Below are 25,486 nucleotides of genomic sequence, written 5' to 3'. Positions count from 1 at the left end.
TCGCCCGGGAGCCCGAGGAGCAGCAGGCCGGGCGCAGTCCGGACTGCCGGTGCCGGAGGGCCGGTGCCGGTCACAAGGCTCCGGCGTCCCGGGCCGTCCACACGCTGGGGTAGATCGGCCGGAAGCCCAGCTCCCGGCGGATCCGCTGGTTGGAGATGATCCCGAACCACGGATCGGGGTCCGTGAGCTCGTGGAGCCCGGCGGGCACCTCGATGCCGTTGAGCGCGTACAGCTCCACCGTCGTGACGGGGGCGTCGTCGGCGATGTTGTAGATGCGGCCGGCGATGCCCGGCGCGTACAGCAGACGCATCAGGCCCTGGGCGACGTCCGCGTGGTGGGCCATCTGCAGGCGCTGGTGCGGCGCCCAGCGGGCCGCCCAGTGCATGACGTTGGCGAGGTGCGGGTCGCCCTCGCCGTACACGAAGGGGAGCCGTCCGATGCGTACGTCCAGACCCTTGAGCGCGAGCAGTTCCCGCTCGGCCTCGGCCTTGGACTCGGGGTAGGCGCCCCACAGCGCGCCGCCCGGCCTGCTCTCGTCCTCCTCGGTGAGCGGGCGGCCCCGTCCGACGCCGTAGACATTGTTCGTGCTGACCTGCACGAACCGCTCCGTGCCCAAGGCCTGCGCGGCGCGGCCCAGGGCCACCGCGGCGTCCCGGTTGACGGCCCACGCCTCCTCGTCCGGCACGCCGCGGAAGGAGGCGGCGACGTTCACGACCGTGTCCACGCCGGCGAGCGCCTCACGGAGTGTCTCCTCGTCGCGCATGTCTCCCACGGCGACCTGGGCGCCCAGGTCGGCGAAGCGCTTGCCGCGGGCCGCGTCCCGCACCAGGACGCGTACCTGCTCGCCCGGCTGCCGCTGGGCCAGCAGCCTGGGCACGAAGCGGCGTCCGATCTGTCCCGTCGCGCCGGTCACCAAAGTCAGCATGATCTGCTCCTCACCTGCCGTGTCATCCGTCGTCGACCACCCTCGTCCGCTGCGGGGCGAGGGGGGAGAGACCTCTCCATCAGGGGACCGCGAGTCCCTGGATAACCCGGTCGGCCTCCCGCACCCTGGAAGGGTGAACCGCGCCCAACTCGCCGACTTCCTGCGCCGCGCCCGCTCCCGCCTGCACCCCTCCGACGTGGGCCTCACGGCCGGAGCACGCCGCCGCACACCGGGGCTGCGCCGCGAGGAGGTCGCCCAGCTGGCCGGCATGTCCGTGGACTACTACACGCGGCTGGAACAGTCCCGGGGTCCGCGCCCGTCCCGCCAGATGCTCACCGCGCTGGCCCGCGCCCTGCGTCTGACGGAGGACGAACACGACCACCTCTTCCACCTCGCCGGTGAGGAGCCGTCGCGCCGGGAGGCGACCGGCGCGCACGTGCGCCCGGGCCTGCTCCTGGTACTGGACCGGCTGCACGACACCCCGGCGATGGTGGCGACCGACTGCGGCGAGGTCCTGGCCCAGAACGCGCTGTCGCGGGCGTTGAGCGGAGACGTCCTCGCCCGCCCGCCCCGAGGACGCAACATGATCCGCCACTTCTTCCTGGATCCGGCGGCCCAGGAGCTGTTCCCGCCCGAGGACCGCCCCCAGCGCGCCCGCGAGCAGGTCGCCGGTCTGCGAGCGGTGGCCGCGTCCCGCCCCGCGGACCCCGAACCCGCCGCCCTCGTCGCCGAACTACGCGCCAGGAGTGCGGAATTCGCCCGTCTCTGGGACGAACACGAGGTCGCCGTACGGCGCGCCGCCACGAAGCGCTTCCGGCACCCCGCGATCGGCATCCTCGAACTGGACTGCGAGGTCCTCGTCAACTCCGACCACAACCAGCAGCTCGTCATCCACACGGCCCGCCCGGGCACGGAGTCGTACGAGCGCCTGCAGTTGCTGCGGGTGGTGGGTCTGCAGAACCTGGCACCGACGGACCCGTGACCGTGGGGGCGCCGGTCGCTCAGCGGCAGCGCTCCTTCCGGCCCCCAGCCGGTGGCCGTCCGTGCCGTCGGCCACGACCGGGGGTGGTGTCTACACGATGTCGAACTCGTTGCCCTCCGGATCCCGCATGGCCGCGGCATAGAGCCCCATGTCCGGCTCGTCCTTGATCCTCAGCACCGTGGCACCGGCCTCGACCAGCCCGTCCACCGCTTCGCCGACCCGCCGCGCGCGGACGTCCAGCGGGACGACGCGGCCGCCGCCGACCTTCAGGTCGAAGTGCCAGCGGTTCTTCGCGGTCCTCTGCTCCGGCACCTGCTGGAACCAGATGCGCGGTCCGCGGCCCGCCGGATCGACTATCGACTCCGGGATGTCGCCCGCCCCGGCCGGCAACTCCTCCGCGGGCACCCCCATCGCCTCCCAGTAGGCACGCCACGTGGGATGCCCGTCCGGCGCGGGCCGAACCATGTTCCTTCCCACGCCCGGTCAGGGGTGGGTGCCGCGTGCCGTCTCGTCGACGCCGAGGGTGAAGACGTCCGGGCGGGCGTAGTGGCCGACGGGGTCGAAGTCGAAGCGTGAGCGTGCGAGGTCACCGAGGTCGAGCTCGACGGTGAGGATGCCCTCGGCGTCCCTCAGCGGGCCCGCCAGCACCTCCCCGAGCGGGGAGACGACGGTGGATCCGCCGCCGATGAGCACGGTGTCCGGGTCGTCCCCCTGGACCGGGTGGACGTCGGCGGGCAGTGCGGACCTCAGCAGGTACTGGTTGGCGCTCAGTACGAAACAGCGGCCTTCCAGCGCGATGTGCCTCATGGTGGCCTGCCAGCTCTCGCGGTCGTCGACCGTGGGCGCGCACCAGACGTCCACGCCCTTGCCGTACAGCGCGGTGCGGAACAGCGGCATGTAGTTCTCCCAGCAGATCGCCGCCGTGAAGGCCGCCCGCCCGGCGTGCAGCACGGGCATGGTCGAGCCGTCGCCGCTCCCCCAGATCGTCCGCTCCGCCGCGGTGGGCATCAGCTTGCGGTGCTTGCCGAGGTATCCCCGCGGGCCGAAGTAGAGGGCCACGCAGTACAGGGTCGCGCCCGCACGCTCGACGGCGCCGACCACGGCGTGCACGCCGAGTTCCCGGGTCACGCCGGCCAGCCGCCGCACCTCGGGGCCGGACACCTCTACGGCCGACTCGAAGTACCGGCGGAACAGCTCGCGGCCTTCGGGGGTGCGGCTGCCGACGGTCACGCCGAAGTCCAGGCCCTTGGGGTAGCCGCCGAGGTACGCCTCGGGCAGCACGACCAGCCGGGCGCCCCGTCCGGCCGCGTCGCGGATCCACCGCTCCGCCGCGGCGAGGTTGGCGGGGGTGTCGAAGAGGCGTGCGCCGGCCTGGACCACGGCGGCGACGAGCGTGCTGGATGACGTGGGGGCGGGCTCGGCCCCGGCCGTGCGGAACACCGTTCCTCCTGGGGAGCAGATGGGCGGCCTGTTCGCCGTCCGTCGACGGTAGCGCCTCGCGGCAGGCCGGCCGGTGCCGGTCCGGACGCGGCGTTCGCGGGCTCCTGTCAGCGCTTGCGGTCGTAGACCAGCGCGAGCGTGCCGTCTTTGCCGGCGGACTGCCCGACGAGCGTCCACCCGCCGGCGGGCAGGCCGTCCTCGAACAGGCGCGGTCCGCCGCCGAGGAGTACGGGGAAGACGGTGAGCGCCAGGCGGTCGACCGCGTCCGCCCGGAGCAGCGCCTTGACGACGCTCGCGCTGGAGAGGACGAGGATGTCGCCGTTCCGGGTGGCCTTGAGGTCTTCGGCGACCTGGGCGGTCGGCTTGTCGACGAGCGTCGTCCGTTCCCACGGTGCCGTGTCCAGGGTCGAGGACAGGACCACCTTCTCCGTGCCGACGAGCCACTCGGCGAAGGCCTCGTCGCGCGGGTCGGCACCCTCCATGCCGATGACGGTGGGCCAGAATCCGAGGAACCCCTCGGCGTTGACCCGGCCGAGCAGGGCCGTCGTGGCCGTCTCCCACAGGCCGGTGAGGTGGTCGCGGGCCACGTCGGACACCGCGTAGGGCATCACCCAGCTCATGTCGAGCGGGTTGTCCGGTGCGGCGTAGCGGCCGTCGAGGGAGAGGGCCATGTTGGTGACGATGCGGGCGCCGGTCTGCTGGTTCATCTCGTGCTCCTCGTCGAGGGGAAGGGCTCAGTGCGGGGACGGAGCCGGACACGGGATCTCGACATCGACGCTACAGGTCGAACTCCAGGTGCTCGATGTCCGTGAAGCGGACCTCTTCCAGGCTTCCGGCGCGACGGCCGCCGTCCTGGAAGTACACCTCCTTGAGGGCTTCCGCCGCGATCTCCCGGAGCCGCTGCTCGCCGGAGCCGGACTCCTGCGCGTCGAAGAGGCGGGCGGCGTACTGCGGGGGCAGGGCGACGGTCAGGTGCCGGACGCGGTCCTGGTCCGTCGAGCCGATCGGCGCGGTGTAGCCCATGCGGGCGCGCGTGTCGATGACGATGCCGTCGGTGGTCGCCGCCCTCGCCCTGGCCCGGGCCCTGATCTGCGGCTGCCAGCGCTTCTTCACCTCGCCCTCCAGACGGGCGGCGAGGTCCGGACGGGGCCTTCTGATCTGGCCCTTCACATAGCGTTCGACGGTGCGCTGGGAGATCCGCAGCAGCTGGGCGACCGCCTTCGTGCCCTTCAACTGCCGGACCAGGTAGCGCATCTGCGCAGGCGCGGTCTTGGGCGCCGGGCGGGTGAACGCCTTCTGTACGGCGGCGTCCAGGCCGTCCGCGAACATGCTCATCGACTGCGTGCTCCCCTACTCGCCGTGGTCGACGTCGGTGACGGTGCCGTCCTTGATGTACCGGGCGAGGTTGAGGTCCGGGGCGTCGAACCGGTCGCGGACCTCTTCGCCCCACAGGACGCTCTGGGTGCCCTCGTGCTTGACCAGGCCGGGGTTGACGCCGAGCTTGAAGCCGCCCGGCAGCGGCTTGCCGTCGCGGTAGGGCAGGAAGTCCAGCGGGCTCTCGCCGCCTGCCGCGTAGACGACGCAGTCCGACAGGACGGCGACGGGGTACTGGCCGGTGAACGCCGCATGCTTGACGATCTTGCGGTGGAGGTTGATCCGGGTGCGGGAGATGACCGCCGCCCGGATGTCCGGCCGCCACGTGGGCCGGGACAGGGCGCGCCAGGGCTGCCCTGGCTTCCAGCCCTCCCCGCGCGGGCGCTCGCGGAGCTTGCCCAGGCCGCCCTTGACGGTCGCCTTGACGGCGGAGGCGACGACGGCGAGTTGAGGGTCGCGGTCCTTGTAGCCGTCCATCGCCCTGAGGAAGTCGGCCGGCGGCATGTCGGGGACAACGCCGAGGTCGGCCATCGTGGCGAGGTAGGCGTCGCGCAGCCGCTGGTACCAGCCGTCCAGGTAACGGCCGCTCTCGTGGCGGACGTAGGCCTCCAGCGGGCGTACCTCGTATCCGAGTTCCACGGCGTAGGCGACGGTGGGCGTGGCGTACCAGGACGGCCCTTCCGGGCGGTCGCCCTTCGGCGTGAACGGGGAGGGCAGGAGGCCGCCGTCCAGCTCCACCCACTCCTTGCCGGCCTTCACCCTCGACAGGTCGACGTGGGACAGGTCCACCAGCCACGAGCCCGGCAGCTTGGGGTCGAACGCGGGCTCCTTGACGCGCGTCGGGGCTCCGAGGCCCACGTTCAGGCCGTTGGCGCCGGCCGCGAAGGCCATGTTCACGTCGATGCCGACCAGGTGGCGCAGGGTGCACTCGTCGTCGGTCATCGGCCGCGCCCAGTCGTACGCCTCCTCGAAGAGTTTCTCTCCCGGGCCGCGGACGTAGAAGCGCGGCAGGTCCTTGAGGAGGGGGTGCCCGTCGGGGGCCTCGCAGGGCGCGCAGTCGACCGGGTCCTTGCCCAGGCTGCCGGGGTTGTGCTCGGAATGCCGCCTGCCTGCCGCGTCGGGTTCGGAGGCGCGGGTCGGCGGGTGCAGTGCGGTCATCAGCTCCAGGCCCGTCACGGCGGTCGATCCGCGCGGCGTCATCACGCGCGAGGCGTACAGGCCCAGCACGCGGGCGAGTTCGGCGGGCGGAAGCTGTGCGGTCGTGCCCCAGTGCCGGGCATCCAGTGCGTGCCACGAGGGAACGCACAACTGCACGCAGGCCCGCTCCGAACCCTGAGCCGGACGGTAGACCCTCGCCCACGGGCCGAAGCCTCGCTTGGTCAGCTTCCACTGCGCGCGGACCAGTTGCTTGACGACCTTGTGGTTCTCCGGGATGCGCCCGGCGAGCCGCTCCTCGTCGTTGAGAGCGGTGGGCAGACCGTAGCGCTCGAGGGCGGACTCGGTGAGCACGAGCAGCGGGTCGGCGTCCTTGCCGGGCCCCGCCAGTCTCGCCTGCCCGAGCCGGGCCTCGCGCAGCGTCCATTCCACCAGGGCCGCGAGGCTCTTGGCAGGCACGTCCAGAATCAGGCCCCCGGTGCAGTACGCCGAAACCCGGCCGTCGGCGTCGGCGTCGACGACCGCCAACGGACCGTTCTCGAACCGCGGTTCGACACCTGCCGGTGCGCCGGCCGGGGCCGCCTTCCGCACGCCCGGACGGTGCGACGTCGATGCCGGCCCGGTCGCACGCGCCGGTCGGGGTGCGGTGGCCGAAGCCGTGGCGCCGGGGGCGGAGACGGAGGGCGGCGTGTTCCCGGTCGCGGGCGTGGCCGCCTCTTCGACGGCCGGGCCGGTGGACGGGGCCTCGGTCCGGCCCGGGACCCGCGTGGCAGCGGGCGTGCCGGGCGCCGGGACGGCAGGCTCCTCCGGTGTGGGGTAGAGCTCGGCGAGCTGCCTCAGCAGCCGGGCGTACGCCTCACGTTCCGGACCGCGCGGCTCGACCGGCTTCTTCACCGACTCCCAGCCGGACACCGTGGCCCGCCGCACCTTCAGCGCGGCGGCGACCTCGTCCAGCGTCAAACCGTGCGCCGTGCGCAACCGCTTGCGCTCCGCCGCCGACGGCAGCGCGGAGCGGGACGCGACGAGTGCGTCGACCGCGTCGAACAGCTCGGACATGGAGCACCTCCTGAGCACAGCACTCTAGCGTTAACCGTACGCATCACGTATGCATGACGTACGGAACGCGTATGCCGTGCTCGCGGGCGAGAAGGACGGCTCGTACCGAAGCGGGGCGTCAACCGAGCGGGACGTGCCCTCCGCCCCGGTTGCCGACGTCCAGATGAGCCGCGATGCGCGCGATCGTCCGGACGTTGTCTTCAAACCGATGCGCCCGCATGCCCGTCGCCCGGGCGGCTTCGACGTTTCCCGCGAGATCGTCGATGAACAGACACTCCTCCGGGCTCGCCCCCAGGCTGGTCCATGCGGCCTCGAAGGCACGCGGGTCCGGTTTCTCGATGCCGATCTCGTGCGAGTACACGATGTGCTCGACGAGTTCGTCGAAGTGGTACCGCGCCGTCTCACGCTCCCGGGCGCCGACGAAACTGTTGCTCAGGATGCCCAGTCCGCAGCTTCCGCGCAGCCCTCGCACATGGGCGATGAGCTCCTCGTTGGGCGTTCCCAGGTACTCCGTCCAGAGGTCGGCCATGAAGGCTTCCGCCTCGGGGGCATCGAGTCCCAAGCGGGCTTCCACCTGCTGGTGAACCTCGCGTTCACTGATGCTCCCGACCCTGCCCGCTTCCCACACGTCGCGCATCCGCTCCCGCACGACGCCCGGCGGAAACCCCAGCCGCTCCTCCCACCGCCGTCCCCATCCGGTGGGCGGCGTGATCTCCAGAACGCCACCGATGTCGAGAATGACGCAGGCCACCAATGCTCCGCCTCCTTGTCGCCCGGTTCACCGGCGAACGCGCACCGCTCGCTCGTGTGATCCACGGAGCCACTGTCGTGCTTCCCCCTGGGCCAAGGTCAAGCGCACGGAGCGGATGCCGGTCTCGCCCGACTGGTGCCGACCCGCGGTCGAGGCCGGTCTCGCCTGCGGCGGTGGGCCGGCGACCTTGCGACTTCGGCGGTACCGAGAGAAGTTGACTTCTTGGCCACCGCGACCTGACGGAAAGAAGGAACAGCCCAGTGAGCACCCGTGACCAGATACCGGCTGCGCACCTGCGCGTCGGCGTGATCGGCATCGGACAGCGCGCGGACATGGCCGCGCTGGTGAACCGGTCCGGCACCGCCCGGATCGTGTCCTGCGCCGACCCGGACCCGCGGGGCCAGGAGGACGCCCGGCGGCTGTTCGGCGCCGACGTCGTGGTGCACGACCGGTACGAGAAGATGCTCGACGACGAGCTGGACGCCGTGTTCGTACTCACCCCCGACCATCTGCACACCGGGCCCGCGCTGTTCTTCCTCGCCGCGGGTGTGGCGGTGTTCGTGGAGAAGCCGCTGACCATCACCGTCGCCGACTGCGACACGCTGCTCGAGGCCGCGTTCCGCTCCCGCACCCGGCTCTACGTGGGCCACAATCTCCGTCACCTTCCCATGCTGCGGCGGATGCGCGAGCTGATCGACGACGGGGCGATCGGCCGCGTGCGCGCGGTGTGGTGCCGCCACTTCGTCGGCCACGGCGGGGACTTCTACTTCAAGGACTGGCACGCCCAGCGGGCGAACACCACAGGTCTGCTGCTGCAGAAGGGCGCCCACGACCTCGACGTCATCCACTGGCTCGCCGGTGGCTACTCCCGCAACGTGGTCGCCCAGGGGGCGCTGGCCGTCTACGGCGACAACCCGCGCCGGGCCACGCAGGAGACCGTGCCGCCCGGCCTGCGCATGCCCGACTGGTTCGACCCGGACGTCTGGCCGCCGTCCGCCCTGCGCGACCTCAATCCCGTCGTCGACGTCGAGGACATCAGCATGATGCTGACCCGCCTGGACAACGGTGTGCTCGCCAGCTACCAGCAGTGCCACTTCACGCCCGACTACTGGCGCAACTACACGGTCATCGGGGACGAGGGCCGGCTGGAGAACTTCGGCGACGGCATCGACGGCGATCCGGCACGGGTCGACGTGTGGAACCGTCGCCGCTCCGGCTACCGCGCCGACGCCGACCTCTCCGTACCCGTCGTGGTGCCGGCCGAGGAGACGCACGGCGGCGCGGACCGTGCGCTCGTCGAGGAGTTCCTGCGGTTCGCCGCCGCCGGGGGTCCCACGGAGACCTCACCGGTGGCCGCCCGCGAGGCAGTCGCCTCCGCGGTCGCCGCGACCACCTCGCTGCGTTCGGGCAGCACACCGGTCGACGTTCCCCCGCTGGACCCGAAGATCGTCCGCTACTTCGAGGAGCACCAGCCCACCGGGGCGTCGGCGGAGCCGGTCTGAGGGACCGGTCACCAAGCCGTTTCACTACCGGCCCGGCCCGGTGCGTACGCGCGCAGTGATCACCAGGGCGGAGGCCGGTCGATCCGGATCGACGACACATATGGACAGCACGTTCATTTCATGGTTATATGAACGTGTCGTTCATTAAAGCGTCGTGTCGTCCCGGAGGAGACCCCCCATGAACACCCCCGCCATCCACCGCGTCGCCCTGGTCACCGGCGGTTCCGGCGGCATCGGCCGCGTCGTCGCCGAGCGTCTGGCCCGGGACGGGTTCGCGGTCGCCGTCCAGTACGCCGGCAACCGGGCGAAGGCCGAGGAGACCGTCGCCGCGATCAACGCCGCCGGCGGCCGGGCCCTCGCCGTCGGTGGCGACGTCGCCGACGAGGACGCGATGAGCACCGCCTTCGACACCGTGCGGTCGGCCTTCGGCGGCATCGACGTGGTCGTCAACACCGCGGGCATCATGATCCTCGCGCCCGTCGAGACCCTGGACCTCGCCGACCTGGACCGGATGCACCGGACCAACATCCGCGGCACCTTCGTCGTCAACCAGCAGGCCGCCCGCACCGTGCGCCCGGGCGGGGCCGTCGTCAATTTCTCCACTTCCGTGGTCCGCACCCAGCTGCCCACCTACGGCGCCTACGTCGCCAGCAAGGCGGCGGTCGAGGCCATCACGCTCGTCCTCGCCCGGGAACTGCGCGGCCGGGACATCACGGTCAACGCCGTCGCCCCCGGCCCCACCGCCACTCCCCTCTTCCTCCAGGGCAAGGACGAGGAGACCGTCGACAGGTTCGCCAAGGCGACTCCGCTGGAGCGCCTCGGCCGCCCCGAGGACATCGCCGAGACCGTCGCCTTCCTCGCCGGCCCCGCCCGCTGGATCAACGGCCAGGTCATCTACGCCAACGGCGGCCTCGCCTGACCACCTCCCGCGCCCGAAGGGCCGCCCCCTCCCCCTTTCCTCATCCACCGAAGGGTCCCGTCCCATGTCCCCCACCGGCACCGTCGTCGTCATCACCGGAGCCTCCAGTGGCTTCGGCGCGCTCACCGCCCGGGCTCTGGCCGACGCCGGCCACACCGTCCACGCCGGGATGCGCCACACCACCGGCCGCAACGCGCCGCAGGTACGGGCGGCCGTCGACTACTCCCGCGAGCACGGTGTCGACCTGCGCCCGGTCGAGCTCGACGTGAGCTCCCAGGCCTCCGTCGACGCCGCCGTCGCGGGCATCGAGGCCGAGCACGGTCACATCGACGTCCTCGTCCACAATGCCGGGCACATGGCGACCGGCCCCGCCGAGGCGTTCACTCCCGAGCAGTTCACCGCGCTCTACGACGTGAACGTGCTGTCCACGCAGCGCGTCAACCGCGCCGCCCTGCCCGCCATGCGCAGGCGCGGCCAGGGGCTGGTGGTCTGGGTGTCCAGCAGCAGCGTCAAGGGCGGCACCCCGCCCTACCTGGCCCCGTACTTCGCCGCGAAGGCCGCGATGGACTCGCTCGCCGTGTCCTACGCCGCCGAGCTCGCCCGCTGGGGCGTGGAGACCTCGATCGTCGTGCCCGGCGCGTTCACCAGCGGCACCAACCACTTCGCCCACTCCGGCCGCCCCGACGACACCGCCGTCGAGGCCGAGTACGAGACCCGGTACGCCGGTCTGATGGAGCAGGTGGCGGACAAGCTCGCCGCGCTCTCGCCCGAGGGAGCGAGCGCGACGCTGGTCTCCGACGAGATCGCCCGCATCGTCGCCCTGCCCGCCGGCCGGCGCCCCTTCCGCGTCCACATCGACCCCGCGGACGACGGCTCCGAGGAGGTCTCGGACACCGCCGACCGCATCCGCAGCACCTTCCTCGACCGGATCGGGCTGGCCGACCTGCTCACGGTCGTGCGCTGACGGCGATCGAGCGCGGTTCCGAGCCCGACACCCGGGTTGGACCACGCCCGTCGCCCACCGCGAGACTGTCACCCGGACCCGTCCCCCATCGATCAGGAGCACGACGTGGCGAACGACGCGAACGGCCGGCCCGCCCCGGCGAGCAGGGGCCGCGGACGCCGCCCCGCCGACGAGGTCCGGGGCGAGGTCCTGCACGCGGTGGGCGAGTTGTTGCTGACCGAGGGCACCGCCCAGCTCACCTTCGAACGCGTCGCCAGGGTCTCGGGGGTCAGCAAGACGACCCTGTACAAGTGGTGGCCCTCGAAGGGAGCTCTGGCCCTGGACGGCTACTTCCACGCCGTCGAGGACACACTCGCCTTCCCCGACACCGGGGACGTCCGCGCCGACCTGCTCGCCCAGCTGCGCGCCTTCACCCACGTGATGACCCGGACCCCGGGCGGACGCATCCTGACCGAGCTGATCGGCGCGGCGCAGACCGACGCGGACCTCGCCGCCGCCTACCGGCAGCTGTACTCCTCGCACCGCCGCGCCCTGGCCGCCGAACGTCTGCGCCGCGCCCAGGACCTGGGCCAGATCCGCGCCGAGGTCGACGTGCAGGTCCTCGTCGACCAGCTCTGGGGCGCCGTCTACCACCGGCTCCTGATCCCCGACGAACCCGTCGACGAGCCCTTCGTCACCGCCCTCGTCACCAACCTCCTGGACGGCGTGCGCCCCCGCCCCGCCTGAACGGGGCGGCCTTCGGGGCCCGCGCGTCAGGACGGGCGCCGGGCCCCGGCACGCGCGTACGCCGTCGCCCATGCCGCCGTCACGAGCAGCGCGGGGAGCAGCGGGGCGGCGGCGGGCAGCAGCCGGTCCAGCAGCGTCGCGGCGGACGCGCCGAGGACGAGGAGCGCCATCGTGACCGGGACGCGCCACCGGACCCGCCGGGCCGTCACCGCGTCGGTGACGGCCCCGGTCAGCAGACCGGTCAGGTACGCGGTCGGTGCCTGCGCGCCCATGGCGACACGCACACCGGCGTTCTGGCAGCCCATCGCGGCCGCCGCTGCGCCCAGCATCGCCGTGCGCTCCGGACCCGGCGGGTGTCCGTCCACGGCGAGCCACCACCCCGCGACGGCCCACAGCAGGAGGAGTTCGAACAGCAGGAAACCGGCCGGGCCCGGGCGACCGCCCAGGCGTGGGTGACCGGCCGCCCAGGCGGCTCCCGCCGCGCCGAGCACGTAGCAGAGCACCGCGACGGCGGCCAGGGCGCCGAGCGTCGGGTCCGCGCCGCCCAGACCGACCCCGACCAGGGCCGAGTTGGCCGTGACCACGCTGGTGAAGACACCGCCCAGGGAGAGGAAGCCCCAGGCGTTGACGGCGCCCGCGGAGAAGGTCAGCAGCCGCGCGGCCCATGCCTCCGCCCGCTGCCGCGAACCCGTCGGGGGTTCCCGGCGTCGCTTGTCCCGCGTGGTCCTCTCCTCGCCTCGCCCGTGTCCCGGACGGAATCCTCGCCGACCGCCGCGGCGCACGCGCCGCGACATGCCGGGAGGGGCGGCCGACCGCGGAGTACGGTCGGCCGCCCCTCCCGGACACGCGCCCTAGACGGTCGACCGGAAGGTCCAGTGGCCGGACCCGACCTCGTACACGGCCTCCCCTCCGCTCAGCCGCAGCAGCCGCGCGCCGTCCGGTGCCTCGGCGGGCCGGCCGGAGACCGGCACGTGCACCTCCGCGGTGCTGCCCGCCGGGACGTCCACGGTGAGGCGGAAGCGGTCGGCCGAGCGTTCCCAGTCGGTGCGCGCCACACCGTACGGAGTGCGGTAGGAGCCGGCGGCGGAGGTCATGCCGCCCTCCACCGCCGGGTCGATCAGGAGCTTCGCGTAGCCGACGGAGTCCTCGGTCTGGGCGATGCCGGCGACGCGGGTGGTGAACCAGGAATCGATGGCGCCGAGCATGAAGTGGTTCTGCGACTGTCCGGGCCCGCCGTCCCAGGACTCGCCCAGCGTGGTGTTGCCGGCCAGCACCTGGTAGCCGTAGCTGGGGCTGGATGTCTGCGTGGCGATGGCGTGCACGACGTCGTCGCGGTCCGCCCCGCTCAGCACCCGGAACGCCGCGGGCAGTGAGATCTCGCCCAGGACCAGGTGGTTGCCGGCGTCCTTGATCGCGCCCGTGAAATGGGTGAGCAGGCTCTCACGCTCCCCTTCCGGATAGGCACCCATGTCGAGCGCGAGTGCCTCGGCGCCGTGCCCGCCGCCGCCGAGGGTGCCGGTGGCGGTGTCGTAGTACTTCGCCGTGAGCGCCGCCACGCTCTCGTCGGCCTTGCGGCGGTACTCGTCGGCCGCGGAGGTGTCGCCGAGGAGCGTGGCGATGCGGCCGAGGGTGTCGACCACCCGCCAGTACCCGTAGGTGCCCGCCACCGCGCGGGGGAAGGTCCGGTCGGGGGTGAACCAGTCGCCCAGGCCGTAGTCGAGGATGCCGTCGGTGACCTGGGCCTCCAGGAAGGCGGCGTAGCGCCGCATGTCCGGGAAGTACGTCTCGAGGGTCTGGCGGTCCCCGTAGGCGAGGTAGAGCTGCCAGGGGACGAGGACGAAGGCGCCGCCCCAGTTGGCATCGTTGCGGTAGCCGCCCGGGAGGCTGGTGTACTCCGGGACGGTGCTCGGGATCAGCCCGTCGGTGGTCTGCGCGTCGGCCATGTCCCGGACGATCTTGCGGAGGTAGGAGCGCATGTCGTAGTTGCCCGCGAGGGCGGGGAAGACGAGCTGGTTCTGTTCGAGCCAGCCGAGCTTCTCCCGGCTCGGGCAGTCGGTGAGCACGCTCATCATGTTGCCCTCGATGGAGCGGCGGATCAGTGAGTGGATGCCGTTGATCAGCGGGTCGGAGCTGGTGAAGTCACCGGCCGAGGTGTTGTCGGTGCGCAGGACGTGTCCTCGGACGCTCACCGTCGCGTTCTCGGGCACGCCGCGCAGTTCCAGGTAGCGGAAGCCGTGGTAGCCGAAGCGGGGATGCCAGGTCTGGGCGCCCCGGCGGCCGGAGGTCGTGTAGGTGTCCCACAGAGGGGCGCCGACGTTGCTGATGGACTGGAAGGCGTGGCCGTCCTTCAGGCTCTCCGCCGGGTAGACGCGGATCGCGGTGCCCTTGGGCGCGCGGACGGTGATCTCGGGCCAGCCCGCGATGTTGCGGCCCAGGTCGAAGACGCGGCTGCCGTCGGCGCCGTCGACCTCCTTGCCGTTCAGTGTCTCCACGACGCGGATCGGTTCGGTCTCCCGGGCGCTGAGCAGGGCGGGTCGGTCGGTGGTGCCGGGGCCCGCCACCGCGACCGCGTGCCGCCAGCCGCGCCGGTCGCCGGAGGGCTCGTCCCACCGGGGGATCTCGCGCCGGGCGTCGTAGTCCTCGCCGCCGTACCAGTTCGAGGCGGTGGTCGGCCCGAGCGTGGTGCGCCAGTCGTCGCCGCTGGTGATCGTGCGCACCCGGCCGTCGGCCAGCGTCACTTCGAGCCGGGCGATCAGCTTGGGGTCGCTGAGGTTGCCGTAGAGCTTGCGGTAGCGGTCGGCGGTGCTGATGACGTTGGACATGCCGTTGCCCAGGGCGACGCCGAGGGTGTTGGCGCCGGTGCGGAGCCGGTCGGTGACGTCGTACGTGGCGTACTGGACGCGTTCGGCGAAGTCCGTGTTGGCCGGCTCCAGGACCGCGTCGCCCACCGGTTCGCCGTTGACGGTCGCCTCGTAGACGCCCAGCCCGGCGATGTGGAGTCGGGCGCTGCGGACGCGCTCGGGCAGGGTGAAGTCGTCGGTGAGCAGGGGCAGTCCGGCGGGCAGGTAGGGGGTGGGCGGGCGCTGCCCGGTGACCTGGGCGAGCCGGGTGGCGGGGCCCTCGGCGCTGTCGGCGGCGGAGACGGTGTAGTCGACGGGGAGACCTGGAATCCGCCCGTCGTCGGTGAGGACGTCGGCGCGGGGGTAGAGCGCCACCTCGTCGAAGGTCTTCGCGGTCTTCAGGTCGAGGGTGAGGGTGATGGGCTCGTCGGAGACGTCCGGTCCGGTGTGCGCGGCGCTGGAGTAGCCCGCCGCGGTCTGGAGGGCGCTGTTGGGCAGACCGTCGACGGCGAGGGCGGGCTCCCAGGTCTTGCGCACGGTGTTGCTCTCGGACACGGTGACCGCGGCACCGCGGGCCAGGCCGGTGGTGGAGGTGCCGGAGTCGCGGACGTCGATCTCACCGAGCTGGAGGCGCCAGGCGCGGTCGGGGAAGGACTCGGCGAGCGGCAGGCCGAGCCGGGTGACGTCCAGCCGTACGTAGCGGGCGGTGGTGCGGGGCAGGTGCACGACGACCGGTTCGATCGTCCGGTCGCTCAGCCGCCAGTCGGGGTGGGTGATCCACTGTGCGTCCCAGTCCGACTGCCGGGTCAGACCGGTCTCGAAGACGGCGGTGCCGCTCCAGCCGCTGTGCCGGTCGCCGTCGCCGGACCAGAGCATGACGCGCCAGTAGACCTTCGCCCGGGACCCCAGCTTCTTGCCCGCGTACGTGGTCCCGGGTACGGAGGACTCGACCTTCCCGGAGTCCCAGAGGTCGGGGCGGGAGGCGCGGAGCCGCTGGAGGGAGGTGGCGGCCTGGACGCGGTAGGCGGCCTGGCGTGCGTTCGGGGCGTCGGCGGCGGTCTGCCAGCTGAGTTCGGGGGTGGTGTCGTCGATGCCGAGGGCCTCGGTGAGGTGCTGGGTGCGCAGCGCGGTGGGGGCGATGGTGGACCTGGTGGCGGCGTCGGCGGTGACCGCGCCGGCCAGCAGGGTGACGAAGGCGGTGACACCGGCCAGGGCGGTGGCGGTTCGGTGTCTGCCGAGCGGGTTCGTTCCGGGCATGGCGACTCCTTGCCGTACGGGCTGGTTCGGGCAGGACGGGATCGGGGCTCAGACGCGGCGCAGTTCGACGGTGCTCCGGCGCCGAAAGCGCAGGGTCACGGGGCCGAGCAGGCCGGACGGCAGTGGCTTCTTGCGCTCGTTGGACAGCGTGTTGGCGACCCGGACCCGCAGCGTGTTGCGCCCGGCCCGGACGTGCCCGGTGACGTCGGCCACGAACGGGGCCCACAGCAGCGGCGGCAGCACGGTGCCGTTGACGGACACCTCCGCGACGTCGCGGACGTCACCGAGGTCCAGCAGGACACGGCGACCGTGCAGCCGAGCGGCCTCGACATCGATGTCGGTGGTGTAGGTGCCGGTGCCGGAGAACAGCTCGTCGTGCTCCGTCCAGCTGCCCAGGGGCCCGGTGACGGGCTCGGCGCCCTCGCGTTCGAAGGTGAGGGTCCAGTCGCCGTCCACCGGGACCGGGGCGAGCGTGTCGTCGATGCGCACGGTGCCGTAAAAGCGGTGACCGCCGTCGGCGCCGACGAGTCGGTGGGTTCCGGCCGCCGGGGCCTCCACCGTGGCGCGGAGCACGTGTCCGTGACGTTCCACGGACTGGACGGGCACGGTCGACTCGACGAGGTGGGGCCGGTCGCGGTGGCCGCCGCGGACCACGACGACGGCGGTCCGGTAGGGCTCCAGGTCGAGCGGCACCCGTACGCCGTCCTTGGTGGCCCGGTACACGGGGGCGGGCCCGCCGGTGCCGGTCGCGGGGTCCCAGGTCTCGGGCACGCCGGTGGCCGGGAGGGCGGCGACGGTGCGCACGTGCGTGCCGCTCTCGTTGTTGATCAGGAAGACGGTGTCGGGGCCCCGGCGCACCCGCAGCACCCGGACGCCGTCCTGGGGCGGGTCCAGGACGGCCGCAGCGGTGCCGGCCTCGACAGCCGCGGCTCCGAGCGCGCCGTCGTCCGCGACCCGCACGGCGTGTCCGCGACCCAGGGAGCGGCGGGCCGGGACCCGGTGGCCGAACAGGTCGGCGAGTGCGTGGGCGAGGGTGCGGTCGCCGCCGTCGGCCTCCTCGGTCTCCAGGGCGCCCACCGCGATCACGGTGCCGCCCGCCCGGACGAACTCGCGCAGCACACCCACGCCGTCGGCGTCCAGGACCGGTGTCCGCGGGATCACGACGAGGTCGTAGGCGGCCGCCCCGACGACGAGGCGTCCCTTGCGCACCTCGGCGTGGGCGAGCAGCGCGGGGTCCCGGGTGAGGGCGCCCTCGTGCAGCAGGTCGAAGTCCACCTGGGCGCGCTCCAGGGCGTAGGCCGCCTCGCTGATCGGCGTGTCCACGTCCCGTTCCCGGCCCGTGCCGGTCGACTGCTCGGCGGCCCGCTGCGGCTGCAGCAGCGCGGTGCGGGCGGCGGAGGTGCCGCGGCCGGCCTCCATCACGCGGCCGATCCACTCGGCGAGCGGGCGCATGGCCCACCACCAGGGCGCACGCGGGCCGAAGGGCGGCGGGAAGTACACGCGGCTCTCGTCGGTCCACAGGGCGTGCAGCACCGTCAGGTTGACACCGCGGGCTGCCTGCGCGCCGACGGTGGCGTGCACGAAGCCGGGGGTGACCTGCCAGCCCATGTTGCCGAACATCTCCAGCAGGGCCCGCTCACGGCCCATCTGGTGGGCCACGGACACCGGGTTGCGCGGGATCATGGTGGGCTCACCGGCCGCGTACTCGGCGGTGATGATGTCGCCGCCGGGCACCTGGGCCCACTGGTTGACCTTGTGCAGATCGCCGGTGGAGGGGATGCGCTTGGCGGGGGCGGTCTCGTCGTACAGCGGGTTGGTGATCAGGGCGACGCCGCGCTTGTCGTACCACTGGGCCTGCTTGCGGAAGGCGGTGGCGAAGCGGTCGGAGACGGCCTTCCAGTAGTTCCCGCGGGCGATGCGGCCGGTGCGTCCGAGGTCGTCGAAGGCGGCGGCGTAGGCGAGGCCGGGGGTGACTCCGACGGTGCGCAGGGCGCGGTCGAGCGTGGGTGACCACGGCAGGCGCTTGAAGTGGGCCTGGGCGGAGGCGAAGAACGGCTCGTCGTCCCAGAAGCCGGGGACGACCGTGCCGAAGTACCGTCCGAACCGGCGGTGATACTCGCCGGGGACGATGTCGAGGAACAGCTCGACGGGCTCGTCGTCCAGCAGGTCGACGTAGCTGCGGCTGTAGCCCTGGCTGTCGTCGGCGAGGAGCACGCCGCCGAAGAGGTCGACCTGCCACTCCCCCGCCGGCACCTGCCAGGTGTGGTCCCCGGTCAGCCGGCCGGTCAGATCCATGACGTCGGAGCCCTCGGTGGACCCGACGGGCCGGGCGGCGGCCGCCGCGACGGTGAAGCCGGCGGCGGGCAGCGGGCGTTCGGGGAAGTCGCCGGCGGCGTCGGCACGGTCGAAGGCTCCGGTGTACAGCGCGGTGCCGTCGGCCGACTCGACGGTGAGGCTCTCCCAGACGGCACGCCGGTCGTCGACGGCGCGCACGCCGACCCCGCCCGTCCGCCGGTCCAGGTCCGCCAAGGCTCCCTTGTCCCTGCCGTCGAGGGTGAGGGAGAGCCCGCCGCCGCGGAGGGTGATCTCCAGGGTGTGGAACTTGGTCTTGTTGAAGCCGTCGGTGCGGGTGCTGCGCAGCAGTTCGGAAGGTTCCGCGTCCGGTGTGATCCGGTCGACGGTGACGACGCCGGTCTGGTCGAAGGTGACGGCGTAGCCGGTGCGGCCGTCGGCCGAGGCCCGTACGAGAAGCCCGGCGGCGCCGTGCTCGGCCTTCGCGCTGCCGGTGACGACGCAGTCGCCCCACCCCGTGCTCTCCCGGAGGACCGCGGTGCCGTCGAGGACCGCGGCGTCCGCGACCAGTCGTCCCGCGTCCACTCCGACGCCGGTGCTGTGCCTGAGGTCGATCGACGCGGGGCCGCGCACCACGGTGGTGGAGCGGGCGAGTGCCTTGAGTCGCAAGTCGGGCCGGGGGGCGTAGACGCGGTTGCCGACCCGGCCGCCCTTGACGATGAACTCGCCGGCCCGGCCGCTGGGGAAGTGGTCGTCGTTGAACAACCAGACGCGCATGCCGGTGCGTTCGGCGGTGCGCAGGACGTGGCCGACGATGCCGAACCACTCCTCGGAGAAGAACACCGGTGTCATCTCGGCGTTGTCGAAGGAGAAGAGGACGACCTCGTACATGCCTTTGGACCTGAGGTCGGCGAGCTGGCGGTCGACCAGCTCGGGCGTGACGGGGCCGTTCCAGTACCAGTAGACGGTGGGGCGGCTGTCGTGGCGCGGGTCGGCGAAGTGCCGCTCGGACCAGGCGTCCCGTTCCGGTCGGCCGGGTCCGGACGGTGAACCGGCCGCGTGGGCGGCGTCGGGAAGGCCGACGGCCACCAGGGCGCCGGTGGTTCCGGCGGCGGCCACGAAACGGCGTCTGGACAAGGGGTGTTCGGGCATGGCTGTGCTCCCGGGTGGTGTGGTGCGGAGGGCGACGGTGGTGGCACCGCGGTGGCGGTGATCGGCGCTTGGCTCCCGATCTGCCGTGTGGTGGGTGATCAGCCCTGGGCGAGGCGCCGTACTCGGTCGGCGGAGAGCGCGCGGTTGTGCAGCCGGAAGTCGCGGACCGCGCCGTGCAGGTACGGGTGGGTGCTGTTCTGGGAGCGGCCCAGGTAGTTCCGGCTGGTCCGGCCGAGCAGCAGAGGGCTCGCGACCATGGCCGTGTTGCGTCCGGCCTCGGTTCCGTCGACGTAGAGCACCCCGGTGCCGTCCGCGAGGGTGAGCGCCACGTGAGCCCAACGGCCGAGGGGCAGCGGGCCGGTGGCGTCGACGAAGTCCTCGTCCTCCATGCCCGCGATCTTCAAGGCGGCGCGGGCCCGTCCGGCCCCCGTGGTCGCCGCGAGGAAGAGGTACGTGTCCTTGCTGTAGCCCAGGTCGAAGACGCGGACGGAGGGGGCGAGGGTGTCGACACGGACGCGGGCGGAAAGGGTCAACTCCGCCAGGCCACTGGGCAGTCCGGCGGGGAGCACGACATGGCCGTCGCGTCCGTCGAGCGTCACCGCCGTCGTGTCGCCGTCGGTGACCCAGGTCGCGCCGCCGGAGAGGGAGCCCGGCCCGAACGTTCCGGTGCGGTCCGCCACCGAGGTGCCGTGCCCTTCGTCGAGGGGGTAGCGAACGACGTCGGCGGCGGGCGCGGGCCGGGGTGCGACGGACCAGTACACGTTGTAGCGCTGGTGGTGGATCTCGTGGAAGGGGCGGAGCGGGACGCGCCGGCCGTCTGCGAGGGCGGTGAAGCCGGTGGGTTCGCCGGGCGTGCGGCTCAGCGTGTCGGGGCGGATGGCGGGCAGTGTCGCCAGGGGCGTGTCGCCGTAGCCGCCCGCCAGGACCAGCGGGCCGTACGACACCGCCCTCACCTGGGGGTTGTCGGGCGCCGGGCGCCAGACGGGGACGCGGGGCAGGACGAGTTCGACCCGGTCCCCGGTCCGCCAGTGGCGGGTCACCGTCGCGTAGGTGCCCGGTTGGAGGCGGCCGCCGGCGCGGCGGCCGTTCACCGTCAGCTCGGCACGGCCGTCGCCCGCCGCCAGCCAGCCGGGGATCCGGATGCGCAGCGCGAACCGTGCGTCTCCCCGGGTGACGGTCAGGCGCGTGCGGTCGCCCGTGGGCATGTCGGTCTCCTGGCGGAGCGTCACTCCCCGTTCGCGCCAGCGCACTTCGGACGGGATGAACAGATTGACGAAGAGCGCGGGCCGGGGGGAGCCGGCTGTGCGGAAGTAGACGGTGTCGGCGAACTTGGTGTGGGTCTCCAGGCCCGTGCCGTGGTCGCAGGAGAAGTTGTCGTAGTCCCCGCTGTAGCTGCCGGGCGCCGAGCCCAGCCCGCCCTTCGGCTCGCGCCGCGAGCCCGCCCACAGCCCGGTGTAGTAGGTGACGAAGCCGTGCGCCGAGTCGGGGTCCTGCTCGGCGAGCATCTGGTTGTACAGCGTCCATTCGTAGTGGTCCAGGTACTCGGTGCGCTCGGGGTCGTGGCGGAAGAGGTCCCGGCCGAGCTTGAGCATGTTGTAGCTGTTGCAGTTCTCGCAGGTGACCTCCGAGAGCCGGCTCGCGATCTCGTCCGGCGGACCGAAGAGCTCCCGGTTCGAGTTGCCGCCGATGGCGTACGAGTGGTGGCGCACGACGGTGGTCCAGAAGGTGTCGGCGATGTCCAGGTAGCGCCGGTCGCCGGTGGCCTCGTAGGCCGGTACGGCGCCGACCACCTTGGCGATTTCCGTATTGGCGTGCCGGCCGGCGAGTTCGTCGCGGCCCGCGGCCAGCGGACCGAACAGCTCGTCGTGGTCGAATCGGCGGGCGGTGCGCAGGTGCACCGGGTCGCCGGTCTCCAGGTGCAACCGGGCGAGGACGTCGTTCATGCCGCCGAACTCGACCTTGAGGACACCCTGCATCCGTTCGCGCGAGAGCGGTGCCGTGCGCGCCTCGGTCCAGGCGGCCATCTCCAGCAGGACCTCGAACGCCTCCCGGTTCCCGCCGAGCCGGTACTGGTCGAGGAGACCGGCCATGATCTTGTGGAGTGTGTAGTACGGCGCCCAGGGCTTCCCTCCGGCTTCCAGTCGGTCGAAGACCGACTCGGGAAACGCGGAGAGGTAGCCGCGGTGGAACCCGGCCGCCGGTGCCGCCCGCTGGCACTCGGCCAGTGCCGAGACGAGCAGTCGGGCCTTGTCCGCGTAGGCACGGTCGCCGGTGGCCGCGTGGGCCTGGGCGAGCGCGCTGAGGAGGTGTCCGGTGGTGTGGCCGCGCAGTTGGACGTCGGGGGCCTCCCAGCCGCCGCAGGGTTCGGCGGAGGAGGGCAGGCCGACGTTGAGCCGGAAGGTGTGCAGCAGCCGGTCGGGGTCCACGAAGAGGAGGTAGGCGCAGGTACGCCGCATGTTGGCGAGGAAAGGGCTGTCGAGGAGGCGGACGTCCGCGAGTGGGAAGGCGGCCACCGCAGGTTCCGGGCGGTGCGCACGGTCCGTCGGCGGGGGCACGGTCGCGGCGGTGACCGCCGGGGCCGCCGCGGTGGCGGCTGCCGGCAGCGCGGCGGTGGCCGCGGTGGCCGACGCGGTGAACAGGACTTGGCGTCGGGAAGGGGTGGATGTGCTGTGCGGTGCGGGCATGGTGCGGGGCTCAGCTCCCTTCGATTGAATCGTTTTATACGATTCGACGGAGACGCTAAGTCGCACCACCAAGGGCGTCAAGAGTTCTCACAGGAACGGAAAAACCGCCTGTTGAGCACATCGGGAGCGCGCACGTTCGCCCGGTTTCGGACATGACTCGGCGCGGACGGGCACGCGACCCGTCCGCGCTTTTTTGAATCGTTCAATGCAGTGGGCTCACACGGTCTTCTGCGCGTACGGGACCAGCCGCACCGGCCCCGTCAGCCCGTACTCCTGTCGGTTGAGCCCGCCGAAGACCTCCGGACGGCTCACCCTGAGGCGGTTGACGAGAGGCGTCGCGACCTCGATCTCGATGGTGTTCGTGCCCCGGCGCAGCAGCGGGCCCACGTCGACGACGGGGTTGAGCCGGTCGCACGGTCCGGCTTCGCCGCCGTTGACGCTCACCCGGAAGGTGTCGCTCACCTGCCCCAGTTCGAGCAGGGCGCCGTGGGACGAGGTCCAGGTGCCGGGGAGGGTGACGGTGGTGCGGTAGCGGCCGATGCCGGCGCTGTCCGCCAGTTCCGGGATACTCGACCAGGGCAGCAGGGTGTCGAGCGTCAGGGTGCGGCGTACCCGTTCGGTCCGGGTCGGGCCGTCTCCGGGACGCCAGTCCTCGACCTCGACCTGCCACCGGTCCGGTTCGATCGGAGCGGGGACCGCGGGGAGGGTGGTGGTGGCGGTCCTGCCCCGGGACAGCCGCGTACGGTAGATGCCGCCCGCGCCGGCCCGTACGGTGAGCCCGCGTTCGGTGAACAGCACCTCGTCGGCCTCCGACGACAGGGCGTGCGGGCGGTTGCCGTGCCGGTCGCCGAAGAGTCCTGGACGCCCCAGGGCGACGACGAGCGTCTGGCCGGGCCGGAGGGCGACGCGGAGGGTCACGTCCTGGCCGTCCCGCGTGTACCGGCCCACCCGGACCGCCTTCCCCGTCCAGGGGTCGAGGAGGTAGGGCACCGCGTCGCGGCCGTGGGTGCGGCGCAGGGTCACGTCGTGGTCGATGGCGGCCACGGGTGGCTTGACGGTCTCGGCGTGCTTGCCGTTGACCAGGTAGTAGTAGTCCGCGTCCGCCGTGACCCGGTGGGCGTTCAGGAGCGTCGAGGCGACGGAGTGCCGCACGTCCGGGGTGACGCCGAGGGCGGCGAGCGCGTCGCCGACCGCGGGCTTCTCCGTGACCCGGACGACGTTGGGCAGGGCGAGCAGACGGGTGAGGACGTCGCGCAGCCGCTCGGTCTCGCCGGACGACGGTACCCCCGGGGTCAGCGCCTGGTCGAAGGCGCCGAGCAGCACCACGGGCAGGCCCGCCCGCGCGAAGCCGAGCAGCTTGCGCGCGTCGGCGAGGGCGAGGGCCGGGGTGGAGCCGTAGAAGAAGTCGCCCTCGACGAAGATCGCCTTGTAGGCCGGTCCGTCCGGGGCGAGCCGCCCGCCGGAGACGGTGGCGTTCGGCAGGTCCAGCAGCGGGCCGCTGAGGAACTGGTGGGTCCATCCGAGCGGGACGCCGGTCGAGGTGAACCAGGAGGCGCCGATGCCCGTGGCCGAGTATCCGGTCTGCCGGAAGACGGCCACGTCCGCGCGGACCCTGCCGGACTGCAGCACCGCGTGCACGCGGCCGAGGTAGCCGGCGACGTCCCCGACGTGCCGCCAGGTCGGCTGGCGCGGCCCCCACGACTCGCCGTATCCCGGCGCGCCGTTGTACGGGCTGAACGCGGCGAAGCCGGGCCACTGGGCCTCCGGGGCGTTCGCGTACGAGAAGCCGTGCATCACCGTCTGGTTGACGCCCGCCGCGTAGGCCCCGCCCATGGTGCGCAGCACGCGGTCCCAGGTGGTGCCGTAGGCCGAGCCGTTGTAGGCGCCGGCCTCGCAGGACAGGACGGTTCGGCCCGCCATGTCCCGGCCGCCGGCCAGGCACCGGTAGTCGTCCAGGTTCTTGAATCCGAGGGACTCCCCCTCGGCGATGTCGAGGATCGCCGCGGTGGCGATGGCGTCGGTCTGCAGGCCGTAGGGCTGGGCGCGCAGGGTCATGCCGAGGGAGTGCGCCCAGTCCCGGAGCGCGCCCACGTGGTGGCGGTTGAACAGGTCGGAGACGGTGGCCCAGAAGTCGTGCCGGATCTGCCGGGTCAGCTGGGCCTCGAAGGCGAACACCTGGTTGCTGTCGTCCAGGACGAGGGCGGGCAGCCAGGGCAGCAGCGGCCGGCCGGTGCGCTGCTCGAACGCTTCGGGCAGGCGCGCCGTCCAGACCAGGCCCTCGGTCTCCAGTTCCACCGAGTCCTCGAAGAAGGCACCGCCCGCGGCCTTCAGCAGGCGGCGCAGTGAGCCGGTGAGGACGTGGCGTTCCCAGTGGTCGGTGACGGCAGTGGTGCCCGCCGCGCTCAGGTGGTCGACGACGAAGGCGGCGGGCGCGGAGTGCGGCCCCGACTCCGGCTGCTGTCCCGAACCCCGCTGCCAGTAGGAGATCAGCAGCCACTCGCCGTCGGCGGGTGCCGTCCAGGTCAGACTGCCGTCGGTGACGGTGTCCGTGAGGTCGCGGATGCTGTCGGGGTCGAGGCCGGTCTCCTTGCGGGTGGAGTGGGCGGGGTCGACGCGGGCGGCCTGGACCGCGAGGAGAAGCTGGGTGCGGACGCCGGGCGCCGCCTCGTGGACGGGGGCGGGTACGGGCCCGCGGTACGTGGTGCCGGCGGCCACCGAGGCCTGTCCGTGGGCGAGTTCCTTGGCGGCCGCGTCGTCGTCGGGGGTGACTCCGGGGACGGCCACGGGCCAGCTCGGGCCCAGAGTGAGGTCGACGGTCAGACCGCGGCGCACGGCCCGGCCGAGGGCGGCCTCCACGCCGTCCCGCCAGGGTCTGCTGCCCCAGCCGTGGTGGGCGGTGTCCAGGAGCGACTTGTCCCGGATGCTGTGGTGGACGGCGGCGATCTCGACCCCGCCGAACCCCGCGTCGGCGATCTGGTCTATCTCGCGGGCCACTTCGTCCGGGTCGACCAGGCCGTCCGGCCACCACCAGCGGAACTTGGGGCGCACGGAGCGGGCGGGGTCGGCGAACCACCGTGCGGACCCGGCGGCCCGGGCGGCGTCCGGGCCCGTGGGGAGGGCTGCCGCACCGGGTGCGGCGGTGACGGCGGTGGCGGTCACCCCCGCGGTCACGGCGGCGGCCAGCATCGTACGTCGGGACATCCCGCCACGCTGCGAGACGAGTTCGTGCATGAGTGCGCCCCAGGGTTCGGAGAAGGGTTGACGGATTGAATCGTTTCAATCCGGTGCAAACGCGGGAACCGTAGTCCGAGGCGATCATGGGGGTCAAGAGATGTCGCACCGGTAACTTCCGGATCGGCCCAGTGGGTGTCGACGCCCTCGCGCGTACGGAGCGGACGCCGAGCGACGGCGTCCCATTAGGCTGAGCGGTGATCGACCGCACGGGCGGGGGAAGCAGAGGACAGCGG

The 25,486-nt window shown here is 72.7% G+C and carries 17 protein-coding genes; 5 read left to right on the top strand and 12 right to left on the bottom strand.

Annotated features, from left to right (window positions below; genetic code table 11):
* Positions 1–70: 70 nt before the first annotated feature.
* On the bottom strand, positions 71–925 hold the full coding sequence (locus tag D1J63_RS35370; protein ID WP_125634702.1) for an NAD-dependent epimerase/dehydratase family protein: 855 nt from the start codon (positions 923–925) through the stop codon (positions 71–73).
* Between the two features lie 133 nt (positions 926–1,058).
* Between D1J63_RS35370 and D1J63_RS35365 the strand changes: the two genes are divergently transcribed.
* Positions 1,059–1,907: a helix-turn-helix transcriptional regulator gene (locus tag D1J63_RS35365; RefSeq protein ID WP_125634700.1), complete on the top strand. Its 849-nt coding sequence runs from the start codon at positions 1,059–1,061 to the stop codon at positions 1,905–1,907.
* 90 nt (positions 1,908–1,997) lie between these two features.
* On the opposite strand, the gene D1J63_RS35360 is transcribed toward D1J63_RS35365, so the two are convergent.
* From D1J63_RS35360 to D1J63_RS35335, 6 genes are all read right to left on the bottom strand, one after another.
* Positions 1,998–2,372, bottom strand: a complete 375-nt coding sequence (locus D1J63_RS35360; RefSeq protein WP_164713119.1) for a VOC family protein — start codon at positions 2,370–2,372, stop codon at positions 1,998–2,000.
* Positions 2,373–2,390: 18 nt separating this feature from the next.
* Positions 2,391–3,347 (bottom strand): nitrilase-related carbon-nitrogen hydrolase, encoded by a 957-nt coding sequence (locus tag D1J63_RS35355; protein ID WP_125634698.1) that lies wholly within the window; start codon positions 3,345–3,347, stop codon positions 2,391–2,393.
* Positions 3,348–3,454: 107 nt separating this feature from the next.
* On the bottom strand, positions 3,455–4,054 hold the full coding sequence (locus D1J63_RS35350) for a dihydrofolate reductase family protein (protein ID WP_125634696.1): 600 nt from the start codon (positions 4,052–4,054) through the stop codon (positions 3,455–3,457).
* Positions 4,055–4,124: 70 nt separating this feature from the next.
* The gene (locus D1J63_RS35345; protein ID WP_125634693.1) at positions 4,125–4,682 is read right to left on the bottom strand and encodes an XRE family transcriptional regulator; all 558 of its coding nucleotides are present in this window, start codon (positions 4,680–4,682) and stop codon (positions 4,125–4,127) included.
* A 15-nt stretch (positions 4,683–4,697) separates the two neighbouring features.
* On the bottom strand, positions 4,698–6,932 hold the full coding sequence (locus D1J63_RS35340; protein ID WP_125634691.1) for a helix-turn-helix domain-containing protein: 2,235 nt from the start codon (positions 6,930–6,932) through the stop codon (positions 4,698–4,700).
* A gap of 118 nt (positions 6,933–7,050) precedes the next feature.
* Positions 7,051–7,683, bottom strand: a complete 633-nt coding sequence (locus tag D1J63_RS35335) for an HAD family phosphatase (protein ID WP_197923948.1) — start codon at positions 7,681–7,683, stop codon at positions 7,051–7,053.
* A gap of 260 nt (positions 7,684–7,943) precedes the next feature.
* Between D1J63_RS35335 and D1J63_RS35330 the strand changes: the two genes are divergently transcribed.
* The 4 genes from D1J63_RS35330 (at position 7,944) to D1J63_RS35315 (ending at position 11,794) form a co-directional block, all read left to right on the top strand.
* The gene (locus D1J63_RS35330) at positions 7,944–9,185 is read left to right on the top strand and encodes a Gfo/Idh/MocA family oxidoreductase (protein ID WP_125634687.1); all 1,242 of its coding nucleotides are present in this window, start codon (positions 7,944–7,946) and stop codon (positions 9,183–9,185) included.
* 178 nt (positions 9,186–9,363) lie between these two features.
* On the top strand, positions 9,364–10,104 hold the full coding sequence (locus tag D1J63_RS35325) for an SDR family oxidoreductase (protein ID WP_125634685.1): 741 nt from the start codon (positions 9,364–9,366) through the stop codon (positions 10,102–10,104).
* A gap of 64 nt (positions 10,105–10,168) precedes the next feature.
* Positions 10,169–11,068, top strand: coding sequence for an SDR family oxidoreductase (locus D1J63_RS35320; protein ID WP_125634683.1), 900 nt, complete (start codon positions 10,169–10,171; stop codon positions 11,066–11,068).
* Positions 11,069–11,173: 105 nt separating this feature from the next.
* On the top strand, positions 11,174–11,794 hold the full coding sequence (locus D1J63_RS35315) for a TetR/AcrR family transcriptional regulator (RefSeq protein ID WP_125634682.1): 621 nt from the start codon (positions 11,174–11,176) through the stop codon (positions 11,792–11,794).
* Positions 11,795–11,820: 26 nt separating this feature from the next.
* Here the strand turns inward: D1J63_RS35315 and D1J63_RS35310 are convergent, their stop codons facing one another.
* From D1J63_RS35310 to D1J63_RS35290, 5 genes are all read right to left on the bottom strand, one after another.
* Positions 11,821–12,588, bottom strand: a complete 768-nt coding sequence (locus tag D1J63_RS35310; protein ID WP_125634680.1) for a DUF1275 family protein — start codon at positions 12,586–12,588, stop codon at positions 11,821–11,823.
* A 57-nt stretch (positions 12,589–12,645) separates the two neighbouring features.
* Positions 12,646–15,891: a family 78 glycoside hydrolase catalytic domain gene (locus tag D1J63_RS35305; protein WP_125634678.1), complete on the bottom strand. Its 3,246-nt coding sequence runs from the start codon at positions 15,889–15,891 to the stop codon at positions 12,646–12,648.
* Positions 15,892–15,939: 48 nt separating this feature from the next.
* Positions 15,940–19,335 (bottom strand): glycosylhydrolase-like jelly roll fold domain-containing protein, encoded by a 3,396-nt coding sequence (locus tag D1J63_RS35300; RefSeq protein WP_125634676.1) that lies wholly within the window; start codon positions 19,333–19,335, stop codon positions 15,940–15,942.
* A gap of 98 nt (positions 19,336–19,433) precedes the next feature.
* The gene (locus D1J63_RS35295) at positions 19,434–22,019 is read right to left on the bottom strand and encodes a beta-L-arabinofuranosidase domain-containing protein (protein ID WP_125634674.1); all 2,586 of its coding nucleotides are present in this window, start codon (positions 22,017–22,019) and stop codon (positions 19,434–19,436) included.
* Positions 22,020–22,235: 216 nt separating this feature from the next.
* Positions 22,236–25,250: a glycosyl hydrolase gene (locus tag D1J63_RS35290; RefSeq protein WP_125634672.1), complete on the bottom strand. Its 3,015-nt coding sequence runs from the start codon at positions 25,248–25,250 to the stop codon at positions 22,236–22,238.
* Positions 25,251–25,486 lie beyond the last annotated feature (236 nt).

The sequence above is a fragment of the Streptomyces sp. KPB2 genome (genome assembly GCF_003950055.1).
In the GTDB taxonomy this organism is placed as follows: Bacteria; Actinomycetota; Actinomycetes; order Streptomycetales; family Streptomycetaceae; genus Streptomyces; species Streptomyces salinarius.
Note: the sequence above shows the minus strand (reverse complement) of the source record. Positions and strands in the feature narration are given on the sequence as shown.